Origin of the sequence: Bradyrhizobium sp., assembly GCF_049581145.1 — a bacterium.
Taxonomy (GTDB): Bacteria; Pseudomonadota; Alphaproteobacteria; order Rhizobiales; family Xanthobacteraceae; genus Bradyrhizobium.
The window spans coordinates 1-11,517 of record NZ_JBAURI010000384.1 but is presented as its reverse complement, the minus strand read 5'-3'; the positions used below and the strand labels follow the sequence as shown (position 1 = coordinate 11,517).

Here is an 11,517-nt window from a genome sequence, read left to right as displayed (position 1 = left end):
GGCTCGGCGTTGCTGCCCTGGCGCCGCGCATGCTGCCCTTTGGCGCAGTTGACGTCGGCCCCAGGCTCGGGCTTCCCGATCTGCCGCGCTTGCCGGTTCTGCTTCACTCGAGGGTCAGGGCCGGCCGGCCGCGCGATGCGCTCGCCGCGCTTTCGGCCGCCTTCAGGAGCGCGGTGCGAGGCTAACCAACGCTTGCAGCGGAGCTGTTCACAGCGAATTCGCAGCCTGAGGTTCCGACGGCAGCGACGCGTTCAGCGCAGGGGCGAAGTCGGCCACCTGCACACCTTGCGATTATTCTGAGAGCCGGCCGGAGCTGCCGGTACCTGGCGCCGAATCTCTCCATCTCTCCATCTCTCCGCCGTCCGCCGTGTCTTCGGCAAGAGAGATCATATCTCGTGGCGCTTGTGCCGCCGAACCTGCAGTTCAAACCCACGGCGACCGGATCGACATTCCGATTGATCGAATCCGTCGCAGACAGGCCGCTCATGAGATTGTCGCACGAATCTCGGTCTGGGTTTTTTGCGCAGATGTGCACAAGCCCGTGCCTAAAACGAAACGTTTGCCGTAATCACCCGGATTGATTGAGTTGCAAAAAAGTTGTTCTCGAAGTGTGCGGGGGACAGGGGACCTTCGGTGATTGCAAGGCGTCGAATTCGTGGCGAGCGGGGAATCGCGGCCGGCCGCCGGCAAGCAGACCGACGTTGCGATGTGGTCGATTTTGACCTTCGGCCGGCATTGATCCTGACGGCGGCCAGGGAGTCGAATACATGGTGACGTCGCTACTCGGAATTCTCGGCGGATTCGCGCTCGGTATGCGCTTTAGGGTCTTCTGCCTGATACCGGTCGTCGTGAGCGGCATTGCCGCGATTGCGGTACTCGACCGTATGGACAGCGTGCCGCTCGGTTCGACGGTGCTGAGCGCGATCGTATTCACCGTCACACTGCAGATCGGATATTTTGCCGGGGTCGCCGCCCGATCGGTGCCGGCAGCGGTGCCCGTAGCACGCACTGCCGAACAAGCGCCCCTCCACGATCGGTCGGCCGCGACGTCTTGACTTGCTCGACGACCGGGCAAATCGGACGGCAGCGATGCCGACTAGAGCACGCCTTCTGAAGAACAGTGTGACGCCCGACCAGTCGAGCGCCGGCAGCGGGCGGGGATGTCGCTTGCGCGTTTGCATCACGCCGGTGACGGTGGCAACCTAGCGATGGTCACCGAGGAGAGCGTCGAGCAACCGTTCAGACCACCGCGCATCCCGCCGCAGTGATCCGCGAGGCGTGAGACGCGCGAGCTCCAGCGGCCCTGGCGGAACAGGCGATCTGTTCACATTTGCGGCACAGGGAACCGGAACCCCGCATCGCCCTCGTGGTTGAAGGTCTTGTTCAACCACTGGAGGACATCATCATGAGGTATCGTCTCGGCGTTTCATTTGGCGTGTCGTTGCTCGCGGCGTCGCTGCTGGCATCGGGCGCGGCGTTTGCTCAATCGACCACCGTCGAGGGCGCGCATGACGGCGCACGCACCGGCGGCGATGTCGCCGGTCCGCTCGGCGCGATCGTTGGCGGCACGGTTGGTGCGGCGGTCGGTGCCGGGCTCGAAATCCCGAACGCGGTGATCGAGTCGGTCGCGGGCGAGCGTGCGCCATCGGTCGTGGTCCACGAGCACGTCGTGGTCGGCGAGCCGCTGCCGCCGGACGTCGAGCTGCGTCCGGTTCCGAGGTACACCCAGTACGACTATGCCTTCGTCAACGATCAACGCGTCATCGTCGAGCCGCGGACCCGCAAGGTGATCAAGATCGTCGAGTGACGAACGGTTGTCCGTTCAACCATCCTCGCGGGAGCGCTCACGCCCTCGCGAGGATTTTTCGCTACTGGGCGTTCGCCTGGCGATGCGCGCGCAGCGCCCAATCGAACAGGGCTATGATCGCAAAACCGGCGCACGCCGCCAGGGCGTCGACCACGAAATCCTCCAGCCTGGCGTGCCGTCCAGGAACCAGGAGCTGCAGCAGTTCCAGCACGGCGATCATGACGACCGACACGCAGGCTGCCAGCGCGCGATACCTGGGATAGGCGAGCGCGAACGCAAGCCCGACCAGCACGAAAGCGAGTGTGTGCTCGCCGTCCTGACCGAGGTTGGAATGCGGCCGATAGCGCGCCGGTCCGAGGGTTGCGAAGGTGACGGCTGCGGCCAGCAACCAGGCGAAGATCCGAAGCAGGACTGTCATGCCGGCCAGATAGCACAATTCATCGAACGGGTATCCTTTCAAGTGCTCATGCGGTGGTCGCGTGGTTAACCTGGCGCATTTGCCGGCAACGTGGACGCCGGCTTTCCGCGAGGAAATGCGACCGATACATGACAACTGGAGCGTTTTCCGATTCTTGATCGAGAGATGCTCCTGTGCCGCTCACATCGGCTCCCGCACGCCCACACCCAGCATGAAGCGTTCCCTGATCTGCACGGGATCCCGCCGTGTGGCGCCGACGCCCGGTTTGTCGTCAATGCGCACTCCGATCAAGGTCGGTCCCGACGCCGACAGGGATTGATCGATCAACCGTTCGAAATCCTCTTCATCGGCGGCCCAGGCGCTGTTGGCAATGCCGCTCGCCGCTGCGATGCCGACGATGTCCGCGGCGGACGCGGCCGGTGTCGGCTGGCTGCCGGTGATCTGGTAGATGCCGTTGTCCATCACCACCATGGTCAGGTTCTGCGGCGCCAGCGTCGCGATGGTCGAAAGCGAGCCGAGCTGCATCAGCAGCGAGCCGTCGCCCTCGAGGGCGAAAACCCGCCGCTTGGGCTGGGCCAGTGCGACGCCGAGCGCGATCGGGAAGGCGAGCCCCATGCTGCCCAGCATATAAAAGTTCTGTGGCCTGTGGCCTGCGGCCCAGAGGTCGAAATTGGTGTTGCCGATGCCGCCGATGACGGCTTCCTCGCGCTTCAATTTCTTGACCAGCCGCGAGGTCAGATCGAACCGGTTCATCACCTTGGTGTTGCGGGCGGGCGTATTGGCTGGCGCGTTCATGTCATCGCTCACTTGTCAAAAACCTTGCCGCCGGTCAGCAGCGGCGACAGGATCAGCGCCACCGGCGCCTGCGTGGTGAGGGCCTGCTTGATCGAGCGGTCGACGATGAATTCGAATTCGTCGAGGCGGGTCGCGGTGTGGTGCTCCATGGCGAGCGAATCCAGCACCGGCCGCATGGTCCGGCACACCAGCGACTGGCCGTAGTTGAACTCGCCAAGCGTGCCGCGCTCGGACACGAACATGATCAGCGGGATCTGGTAGGGCATCGCCAGCGACGCCAGCACATTGGCGAGCGTGGCAAAGCCCGAGGTCTGCATCAGCATCGCCCCCTTCATGCCGGCCATCCAGGCGCCGGAGAGGATGCCGACGGCTTCTTCTTCGCGCGCGGTCGGAAATGTCGTGAAGAAGGGATCGGCGTGCAGGTTCTTGATCAGCGACGTCAGCACCCGGTCCGGAACGTAGGGCACGAGGCGGATATCGTTGCGCTTCAGCGTCTGCTGCACGATGCCGTGCCAGGTTTGTCCCTCCTCGGCTGCCATGTCGTTCCGTTCTCCTTGAATTCACGAGTGTGCTCTGCAACCAGGCGCACCTTGCGCAAAGCGGACCTTGCGGTCCCGACCGTGCTCAAGGCGCCGAAACTTGACGCGACCGGCGAGATTGTCAACATGCCCCCAAGGCATTGTGACCTGCGCTCCGTGGCGATGTGGCCGGCTTACGTGACGTGCCATAACCGATATAACGACAAATGATGGTTGGGAGGAGAGAACATGGGTAGGTGGTTACGGATCGCCGCCGTCGCGATGGCGATGCTGGCCACGGGCGGCATGGCCTCCGCTCAAGCGCCGTTTCCCACCAGACCCGTGCATATCTATGTGCCCTATCCGGCCGGTGGTGCGGTCGACATCTTGGCGCGGACGCTCGGCGACGCCGTGTCGCGGCAATGGGGCCAGTCGGTAGTGATCGAAAATCGCCCCGGCGCCGGCGGCGTGATCGCCTCGCAGGCGCTGGCTGCGGCGGCGCCCGATGGCTACACCTTGATCGTGGTCGCCAGCGGCCATGCCACCAATCCGTTTCTTTATGGGAAACTTCCCTACGACACTTTGAAGGATTTCACGCCGATCTCGCTGCTCGCCTCGTCGCCGAATATCCTGCTGGTGCGCAAGGACTCGCCGTTCAAGAGCTTGGGCGACGTGATCGCGGAAGCAAAGGCAAGACCCGGCAGCCTGTCCTTCGGCCATGCCGGCAACGGCACCTCGACGCATCTCGCCGGCGAACTTCTCAAAAGTCTGGCCAAGGTCGATATCGCCGCCATTCCCTACAAGGGCGGGGCGCCGGCGATCAACGATCTGCTGGGTGGCCAGATTCCGCTGTCGTTCAACAACGGGCCGGAATCGGTCGGCCAGATCGCGGCCGGCACGGTGCGCGCGCTCGCGGTCACCAGCGCCAAGCGGGCGCCGTTTTTGCCCGATGTGCCCAGCATCGGCGAGACCGTGCCGGGTTACGACACCGAGGTCTGGTGGGGATTGCTCGGGCCCGGCGGCATGCCGCACGAGCTGGCGGAAAAACTCGCGCATGACTTCGTCGCCGCCTTGAACAATGATGACGTCAAGCAGCGGCTCGCCAAGCTCGGCGCCTTGACGCTCGGCACCTCGCCGCAGGCTTTCGACACCAAGATCCATGCCGACTATGACAAATGGGGCCCGATCATCAAGGCCGCCGGCATCAAGGCCGAATGATGCCCGCGCCGCCCTGCCTGCCGCCGCGCGAGGTGACGCGGCCGAAACTCCCGCCGCCGCCCAATGCATGCGATACGCATGCGCATGTGTTCGGTCCGGCGGGCCGGTTTCCTTATGCGAATGATCGCAGCTACACACCGCCGGATGCACCGCTGGAAAAATATCTGGGCATGCTGGATGCCATCGGCTTCGCGCGTGGCGTGCTGGTGCAGGGCAGCGCGCACGGCCACGACAATTCGGCGATGCTCGATGCCTTGACGCGACAGCCCGAGCGGCTGCGCGGCATCGCGGTCGCCGACGCCGGCGTTGCGCCCGCGACCTTGCGGGAGTGGCACCGGATCGGGGTCCGGGGCCTGCGCTTCAATCATTTCTTCCGCGACGGGCAGTTGCACTATCGCGGCGGGGTGCCGCTGTCGGAGGCTGAAAAGCTCGCGCCGGTCATGGCCGAACTCGGCTGGCATCTGCAGCTCTGGATCGACGTCAAGGATTTGCCGGAGACGATTGTGGTCCTGAAATCGATCGGGCTGCCGGTCGTAATCGATCACATGGGCCGCACCGACGCTCGCGCCGGCACGCAAACCGCGGGCTTTCAGAGCCTGTTGCGCGCGGTCGGCGAGGGCTGGTGCTGGGCCAAGCTGTCGGGCGCGCATCGCTTGAGCCTGAAGGCGCCGGATTATCCGGACGCGCGGCCATTGCATGAGGCGCTGGTCAAAGCCAATCCGGAGCGGCTGGTGTGGGGCGGCGACTGGCCGCATCCGCGGGTCGAGGGCGAGATGCCCGATGCCGGGCATCTGTTCGAATTGTTCCAGGCCTGGACGCCGGACCTGGCCGTGCGCCAGCGCATCCTCGTCGCCAATCCGGCCAGGCTCTATGGATTTCCGCACTGAAAGTGGTTCGATGGCCGTCAACACCAAGCGCGTCTTCTATGTCAAATACCTCGCCCACCAGATCTACGCCGATATTCTGCGCGCGCGGCCCGACCTGCGGCTCGACCGGCTCGAGAACGAGAGCGCCGAAGAGATGTTCGCGCCCGTGCTTGCCGCGGCGCATGTCTATCAGATCGGCGCCGCGCGCGACGAGCTCGCGCCGCATTTTCACGTCCATGCCGAATTGCTGCGGCGGGCGCCGAACCTTCTGATCGTCTCCAGCAACGGCGCGGGCTTCGACCCCGTGGATGTCGAGGCCTGCACGGAGGCGGGCGTTCTGGTGGTCAATCAGTCCGGCGGCAACGCGCATTCGGTGGCCGAACATGCGATCGGGATGATGCTGACATTGTCGAAGCGCATCATCGAGGCCGACCGTGCGCTGCGGCGCGACCGCGATGTCAATCGCAACGCGCTGATGGGAACCGAAGCGCAGGGCCGCACCATCGGTGTTGTCGGCATCGGCAATGTCGGCCGCCGCATCGCCGAACTTTGCAAGGGCCTGCTCGGCATGACGGTGCTGGCCTACGATCCCTATCTGTCCGCGTCAGACATCGCGGCCCGCGGCGCGCAGGAGGTCGAGCTCGACGAGCTGTTGCGCCGTTCCGACTATGTGTCGATCAACTGTCCCCTGACCAAAGAAAGCCGCGGCATGATCGGCGCGCGGGAGTTCTCGCTGATGCAGCCGCACGCTTATTTCATCACGACGGCGCGCGGCTTCATTCACGACGAGGCCGCGCTGTTCGAGGCGCTCCGCGACAAGCGCATCGCCGGCGCCGGCCTCGATGTCTGGTCCAAGGAGCCGCCGCCGCCCGAGCATCCGCTGCTGCAGTTCGACAACGTGCTGGCAAGCCCGCACACCGCGGGCGTCACCAGGGAGGCGCGCGAGAACATGGGCCGGATCGCCGCCGAGCAGATCCTGGATGCGCTCGATGGCAAGCGGCCGCCGCGCGTCATCAATCCCGAGGTGTGGCCGCGCTACAGCGCGCGTTTTGCGCAGATTTTCGGGGTGATTCCGGCCTAGCGAGGTGGTCGACGGGAGAACCGGGAGAGAAGATTAAGCCACCGCCCGGTCCGTCGCGGCAACAAAAACACTGCCGCGGGCCGCATCGACGGTGGCCGCATTGCTATTTTCTCCGATGTCTCGACAGGCGGTCCAGGCGTGGCCATTTTCGCCTTTGCGCCATGATGTTGCGGGCAATTTTTCCGCTGGCGTGAAAGGAAAGACTCCGATGCGCCGGATCAACTCGTTATTGCGTTCCAGCACCATTGGCCGGGGTTTCGCGCAGTTCGTGGCCATTGCCGCCGCCAGTCTGCCAGCCGTCGGAGCCTAGGCGGCTCCGACAAGCCTTTGATATTCATCAAGGGGCTTGCCATTGCCTGCGGTTAGATGGACGGTGAATGCTCGGGATATCGCGGGAGAAGTTCCATGTCACATTATATCGTTCATTTCATGAAGGATGTGCTTGGCGAGAACGGCCGGCAGTCCGAGATCTGTCAGAGTACCCTTGAAATCGATGCTGAGAGCGAAGGTCTCGCCGCCGAGCTCGCCAAGCAGAAGTTCTGCGAAACCCAGGCGCTGTGCGATTGGTCGCTGCACGCCGACCGGATCAAGGTCAGGCCGGCCGACTACCCGTCGTGAGGATGGATCGCTGCTCGTGCCTGTGAGTTGACTGAGACCGCAGCGGCGCAAGCTTCAGCGAGAAACAGGCGCCGCTGGGGCGGCGGTTTTCCACGGTGACGGTTGCTGCATGCAGCTCCGCGATGCGTTGCACGATCGAGAGTCCAAGCCCGGTGCTGCCCTGCTTCCTCCGATCGCGCCGCCAGAAGCGCCGGAAGATCAGCTTGCGCTCGTCTTCGGGAATGCCCGGACCGTGGTCGAGAACGCGCACCGTCCCGTTGCCCTCGACGACGAATTCCACGGTCGATCCGGGAGCGGTGTGGTTGATCGCATTCTCGGCCAGATTGCGGATGGCGCGGCCGAGCATTTCCGGATTGCCGTTGACCCACACCGGATCGCTCTCGCCCAACAGCGCGACGTCCTTGCCCTGGGAAAGCGCTAGCGGCGCGACGAACTCGGCAACCTCGGTGGCGACCGCGTGAAGATCGGCCTTCTCCTCGGGGCTGACGACGAGCGCATCGAGTTCGGCAATGTCGAGCAATTGGCCGACGATATGCGCCATGCCCTCGACGTTGTGGCGGAGCGCCCGGCGCATCTCCGCATCCTCCAGAATGTCGATCCGGGTTCGCAGGATGCTGAGCGGCGTACGCAATTCATGCGCGGCATCCGCGGTGAATTCGCGCTGAACCTTGAAACCCTCTTCCAGCCGATCCAGCGCCTGGTTGACCGCCGACACCAGCGGGCGAACCTCGTGCGGGATCGCGTCAGTCGGTAGCCGGACGCCCGGACGGGCCGGCCCGATCTCGCCGGCGATCTCGGAGGCCTCGCGCAACGGCCGCAGCGCGCGTCGGAAGATCGCAATGTCGGCCATCAACAGCACGAGCAGGATCGGCAGCGTGATCCAGCCGACGTTTCCGTAGAAGTCGGCGACGATGTCGTCGATCAGCACGTCGCGATTGGCAAGGTCCTCGCCGGTCTGGATCCAGACGGTCTGCTCGCCGACGCGGCTGCGGATGCTGGCGCCGGACACGGTGGCGTCGCCGTGCCGCTGCTGCAGGAATTCGGCCCGACCGGCGTGGCTGTCGGCGGGAAACACCGCGGCGCGATCCTTCAGCGAGGAAAACAGCACGCGGCCCTGATCGTCGGTCACGGCGTAGGAATAGCGGCCATAGGCCTGCGAATAGAGGCCGAGCAGATCCTGCGGCAAATTGAGCGCGAGGCGGCCGTCCGGCCCCACGCTCAAATGCTCCGCGACCGACATGGCCTGGTCCTGCATCGCCTTGTTGTGAATGTTGTCGGTCGCATAACTCAGCAGCCAGGACAGCGCGAGCGACATCAGAATGGAGGTGATGACCACGGCGACGACGTGCAGGAAGACGATGCGCGAGATGATCGATTTGAATCTCGGCATGCTACTTTTCCTCCGCGATCAGGTAGCCGACGCCGCGAATGGTGTGCACCTGAACCTTGGCGCCGCGCTCCGAAAGCTGCTTGCGAAGGCGGTGGACATAGACCTCGATCGCATTCGATCCGACCTCTTCGGAATGTCCGAAGATGTGATCCTCGACCTGCTTCTTGCTGACCACCCGTCCCTTGCTGCGCATCAACAGCTCAAGCACCGCGGTCTCGCGGGCCGACAGCAATTGCGGCTGATCGTCGATCGAGGCCTGCCGGTTCTGGGTGTCGAATTCGAGGTTGGCGATGCGCAGGCTGCTGCCGAGCAATTGGCCGGGCCGCCGCAATTGCGCTTCCAGCCGCGCGATCAGTTCCTCCAGCGCAAACGGCTTCACCAGATAATCGTCAGCCCCGCTGCGCAGGCCATGAACGCGATCGTTCAGGCCGCCGCGCGCGGTCAGCACCAGCACCGGAATCGGATTGTTGCGATTGCGGATCTCGCGCAACAGCGCCAGGCCGTCGCCGTCGGGCAGGCCGAGGTCGAGGATCATCGCGGCGTAGAAGGTCGTGCTCAGAACGCTTTGCGCCTCCTCGATTGTCGACAGCAGATCGGACTCATAACCCGCGCTCTTCAGGCCCTGCGCCAGGAGGTTGGCAAGCTCCTCATTGTCCTCGACGATCAACAGCCGCATATCAGGTTACCCGGGACGTTCAGCCTTCACTGTGAAATGGCCGGCGACGGCCGAGCTCGTGTAAGGCTGGTGTAAGGTTGGTTGAAATCCTCCGCAGCGAGGGCCGCAGGATCGCATCATTTCGCGTCTCCAGAAACAAGGACCTTTACGTCGCAGTTAGCCCGAAGCAATCCCCCGAATCGGTTAGAACAGCCGTAACAGCAACACGTTAGTTGGGCTTGGACCAATACGCTATTGCGGCAGTCTGTAATGACCAATATGACGTTAGCGGCGGAAACCGGCACCGAAAGAACGACGCATGGATCGGCGGGGCGGGCGGCGGGTGCGTAATTCAAAGCACGACGTTGCAATATGACAGTCGGCGCGAATTGGCACTGGCGGAGATTGGCGATCGCGCTGACTCTGGTCGCCTTGGCGGGCGTGGGCATCATGGGCGCAAGCAGGCTCTTGGTCCAGCGGGCCAGGTCCGAGACCGCGCGTCCAACCAACACCGACTCGTCCCGCTTCACACCGAGTGAGACGGAATGGGCGAGCTTTGTCGTTGAGCCCGCAACGGAGCAGGTGTTTCGCGCCGAGCACATTACCGAAGGCAAGATCGCCGTCGACGAGGATACCTCGACCCCGATCTTCTCGCCTTACGCCGGCCGCGTCGTCAAGCTGCTGGCGAAGCCGAGCGACATGGTCGAGCGCGGACAGGCGCTGTTCGTGATCGAAGCCACCGATACCGTGCAAGCCCTGAACGATTTCGTCAGTGCGCTGAGCACGCTGAATACCGCACGCTCGAAGCTCAATCTGGCGCAGATCGTCGAGAAACGTCAGGACGATCTCTACGCGGGGAAGGCGGTCCCGCTGAAGGACTGGCAGCAGTCGCAGTCGGATCTGACTGCGGCCCAGAACGACATGCGCGCGGCGGAAACCGCGGTCGAAGCGGCGCACAACCGGCTGCGGATACTCGGGCGCTCGGAAGAACAGATATCGGCGTTTCAAGAGACCCGCCAGATCAGCGCCGACACCCCGATCTATGCGCCGATCGGCGGCACGGTCATCCAGCGCAAGGTCGGGCCGGGCCAGTTCATCTCCACCGGCGCCAGTGATCCGGTTTTCGTCATCGGCGATCTTTCGACTGTGTGGCTGACGGCCTTTGTGCGCGAGAGTGAAGCCGCCGACGTCAAAGTCGGCCAGGAGACCGACTTCAACGTGCTCGCATTGCCGGGACGGACGTTCAAGGCCCGCATCGACTATGTCTCGGCGGCGATCGACCCGTCGAGCCGCAGGCTTCTGGTCCGGGCCACCATCGACAACAAGGAAGGCCTGTTCAAGCCGGAGATGTTCGCAAACGTCACGATCTATGCCGGTACAGATCGCAGTTCGGTGGGCGTGCCCAAACAGGCGCTGATCTATGAAGGCGAACATGTGCATCTGTGGGTGGCGCATGACGACAAATCGCTCGAACTTCGCGAAATCGAGACCGGCCTGACGAATGGCGACCTCGTCGAGGTCCGCAGCAATCTGAAGGCCGGGGAGAAAGTCGTCACCAAAGGCAGTCTGTTCATCGACCGGGCAGCGTCCGGCACTTAAACCACCGCAAGCCGTCTTCTACGGGAATCCCGATCTTATGGACCGCCTCGTTTCCATCGCAGTCGATCGCCGTTTCCTGATGGTCGGGCTGTTCATGGCCGTCATCATCGGCGGACTCGTGGCGTTTCAGCAACTGAACATCGAAGCCTATCCGGATCCGACCCCGCCGATGGTCGACATCGTCACCCAGAGCGCGGGGCTGTCGGCCGAGGAAATCGAGCGCTACATCACGATTCCGCTGGAAACCCAGGTTGCCGGAATCAAGAACCTCAATATTATCCGCACCATCTCCCTTTACGGTCTGTCCGACGTCAAGCTGCAATTCTCGTTCGATTTCACCTACGATCAGGCGCTGCAGCAGGTCCTGAACCGGCTGTCGCAATTGGCGCCGTTGTTGAACAACGCCCAGCCGCAGATTTCGCCGCTCAGCCCGATCGGCGAGATTTACCGATATCGGCTGGTCGGGCCGCCCAACTACTCGGTGCTCGATCTCAAGACGCTGCAGGACTGGGTGCTGCAGCGCCGATTCCGCACCGTGCCCGGGGTGATCGA

At 63.8% G+C, this 11,517-nt stretch carries 14 protein-coding genes and 1 pseudogene; 9 read left to right on the top strand and 6 right to left on the bottom strand.

Features of this window, described 5'->3' with window-relative positions; all coding sequences use genetic code 11:
* From WCB02_RS12405 to WCB02_RS12395, 3 genes and pseudogenes are all read left to right on the top strand, one after another.
* A pseudogene (locus WCB02_RS12405) lies at positions 1-185 on the top strand (LysR family transcriptional regulator); the annotation flags it as partial.
* 582 nt (positions 186-767) lie between these two features.
* Positions 768-1,055 (top strand): hypothetical protein, encoded by a 288-nt coding sequence (locus WCB02_RS12400; RefSeq protein WP_423958513.1) that lies wholly within the window; start codon positions 768-770, stop codon positions 1,053-1,055.
* A 350-nt stretch (positions 1,056-1,405) separates the two neighbouring features.
* Entirely contained in the window at positions 1,406-1,807 is a 402-nt protein-coding gene (locus WCB02_RS12395; RefSeq protein ID WP_423958512.1) for a DUF1236 domain-containing protein, read from the top strand.
* 61 nt (positions 1,808-1,868) lie between these two features.
* Here the strand turns inward: WCB02_RS12395 and WCB02_RS12390 are convergent, their stop codons facing one another.
* The 3 genes from WCB02_RS12390 to WCB02_RS12380 form a co-directional block, all read right to left on the bottom strand.
* Complete coding sequence (locus WCB02_RS12390; RefSeq protein ID WP_423958511.1) at positions 1,869-2,225, bottom strand: VanZ family protein; 357 nt, start codon at positions 2,223-2,225, stop codon at positions 1,869-1,871.
* 180 nt (positions 2,226-2,405) lie between these two features.
* On the bottom strand, positions 2,406-3,020 hold the full coding sequence (locus tag WCB02_RS12385; protein WP_423958510.1) for a thiamine pyrophosphate-dependent enzyme: 615 nt from the start codon (positions 3,018-3,020) through the stop codon (positions 2,406-2,408).
* Positions 3,021-3,028: 8 nt separating this feature from the next.
* Positions 3,029-3,559, bottom strand: coding sequence for a thiamine pyrophosphate-binding protein (locus WCB02_RS12380; protein WP_423958509.1), 531 nt, complete (start codon positions 3,557-3,559; stop codon positions 3,029-3,031).
* Between the two features lie 228 nt (positions 3,560-3,787).
* On the opposite strand from WCB02_RS12380, the gene WCB02_RS12375 reads away from it, so the two are divergent.
* The 3 genes from WCB02_RS12375 to WCB02_RS12365 are packed head-to-tail and all read left to right on the top strand — an operon-like array spanning position 3,788 to position 6,703.
* A complete protein-coding gene (locus WCB02_RS12375; RefSeq protein WP_423958508.1) occupies positions 3,788-4,756 on the top strand; it encodes a Bug family tripartite tricarboxylate transporter substrate binding protein in 969 nt (322 codons plus the stop codon).
* Entirely contained in the window at positions 4,756-5,643 is an 888-nt protein-coding gene (locus WCB02_RS12370) for an amidohydrolase family protein (protein ID WP_423958507.1), read from the top strand. Before WCB02_RS12375 ends, WCB02_RS12370 begins: the two co-directional genes overlap by 1 nt.
* Before the next feature lie 10 nt (positions 5,644-5,653).
* Positions 5,654-6,703, top strand: a complete 1,050-nt coding sequence (locus tag WCB02_RS12365) for a hydroxyacid dehydrogenase (protein WP_423958505.1) — start codon at positions 5,654-5,656, stop codon at positions 6,701-6,703.
* Positions 6,704-6,736: 33 nt separating this feature from the next.
* Here the strand turns inward: WCB02_RS12365 and WCB02_RS12360 are convergent, their stop codons facing one another.
* Positions 6,737-6,949: a hypothetical protein gene (locus WCB02_RS12360; protein ID WP_423958504.1), complete on the bottom strand. Its 213-nt coding sequence runs from the start codon at positions 6,947-6,949 to the stop codon at positions 6,737-6,739.
* A gap of 159 nt (positions 6,950-7,108) precedes the next feature.
* On the opposite strand from WCB02_RS12360, the gene WCB02_RS12355 reads away from it, so the two are divergent.
* The gene (locus WCB02_RS12355) at positions 7,109-7,321 is read left to right on the top strand and encodes a hypothetical protein (protein WP_423958503.1); all 213 of its coding nucleotides are present in this window, start codon (positions 7,109-7,111) and stop codon (positions 7,319-7,321) included.
* On the opposite strand, the gene WCB02_RS12350 is transcribed toward WCB02_RS12355, so the two are convergent.
* Together WCB02_RS12350 and WCB02_RS12345 are read right to left on the bottom strand one after the other, a co-directional pair.
* A complete protein-coding gene (locus WCB02_RS12350) occupies positions 7,296-8,711 on the bottom strand; it encodes an ATP-binding protein (RefSeq protein ID WP_423958502.1) in 1,416 nt (471 codons plus the stop codon). The genes WCB02_RS12355 and WCB02_RS12350 overlap by 26 nt on opposite strands.
* Position 8,712: 1 nt before the next feature.
* The gene (locus tag WCB02_RS12345; RefSeq protein ID WP_423958501.1) at positions 8,713-9,387 is read right to left on the bottom strand and encodes a response regulator transcription factor; all 675 of its coding nucleotides are present in this window, start codon (positions 9,385-9,387) and stop codon (positions 8,713-8,715) included.
* Between the two features lie 351 nt (positions 9,388-9,738).
* Between WCB02_RS12345 and WCB02_RS12340 the strand changes: the two genes are divergently transcribed.
* A complete protein-coding gene (locus tag WCB02_RS12340) occupies positions 9,739-10,965 on the top strand; it encodes an efflux RND transporter periplasmic adaptor subunit (RefSeq protein WP_423958500.1) in 1,227 nt (408 codons plus the stop codon).
* 37 nt (positions 10,966-11,002) lie between these two features.
* On the top strand, positions 11,003-11,517 hold a 515-nt coding region (locus WCB02_RS12335; protein ID WP_423958499.1), incomplete at its 3' end, for an efflux RND transporter permease subunit.

Coding starts and splice junctions, on each gene's coding strand:
- WCB02_RS12400 (WP_423958513.1), top strand. CDS start 768: ATGGTGACGTCGCTACTCGGAATTCTCGGCGGATTCGCGCTCGGTATG.
- WCB02_RS12395 (WP_423958512.1), top strand. CDS start 1,406: ATGAGGTATCGTCTCGGCGTTTCATTTGGCGTGTCGTTGCTCGCGGCG.
- WCB02_RS12390 (WP_423958511.1), bottom strand. CDS start 2,225: ATGACAGTCCTGCTTCGGATCTTCGCCTGGTTGCTGGCCGCAGCCGTC.
- WCB02_RS12385 (WP_423958510.1), bottom strand. CDS start 3,020: ATGAACGCGCCAGCCAATACGCCCGCCCGCAACACCAAGGTGATGAAC.
- WCB02_RS12380 (WP_423958509.1), bottom strand. CDS start 3,559: ATGGCAGCCGAGGAGGGACAAACCTGGCACGGCATCGTGCAGCAGACG.
- WCB02_RS12375 (WP_423958508.1), top strand. CDS start 3,788: ATGGGTAGGTGGTTACGGATCGCCGCCGTCGCGATGGCGATGCTGGCC.
- WCB02_RS12370 (WP_423958507.1), top strand. CDS start 4,756: ATGCCCGCGCCGCCCTGCCTGCCGCCGCGCGAGGTGACGCGGCCGAAA.
- WCB02_RS12365 (WP_423958505.1), top strand. CDS start 5,654: ATGGCCGTCAACACCAAGCGCGTCTTCTATGTCAAATACCTCGCCCAC.
- WCB02_RS12360 (WP_423958504.1), bottom strand. CDS start 6,949: ATGGTGCTGGAACGCAATAACGAGTTGATCCGGCGCATCGGAGTCTTT.
- WCB02_RS12355 (WP_423958503.1), top strand. CDS start 7,109: ATGTCACATTATATCGTTCATTTCATGAAGGATGTGCTTGGCGAGAAC.
- WCB02_RS12350 (WP_423958502.1), bottom strand. CDS start 8,711: ATGCCGAGATTCAAATCGATCATCTCGCGCATCGTCTTCCTGCACGTC.
- WCB02_RS12345 (WP_423958501.1), bottom strand. CDS start 9,387: ATGCGGCTGTTGATCGTCGAGGACAATGAGGAGCTTGCCAACCTCCTG.
- WCB02_RS12340 (WP_423958500.1), top strand. CDS start 9,739: ATGACAGTCGGCGCGAATTGGCACTGGCGGAGATTGGCGATCGCGCTG.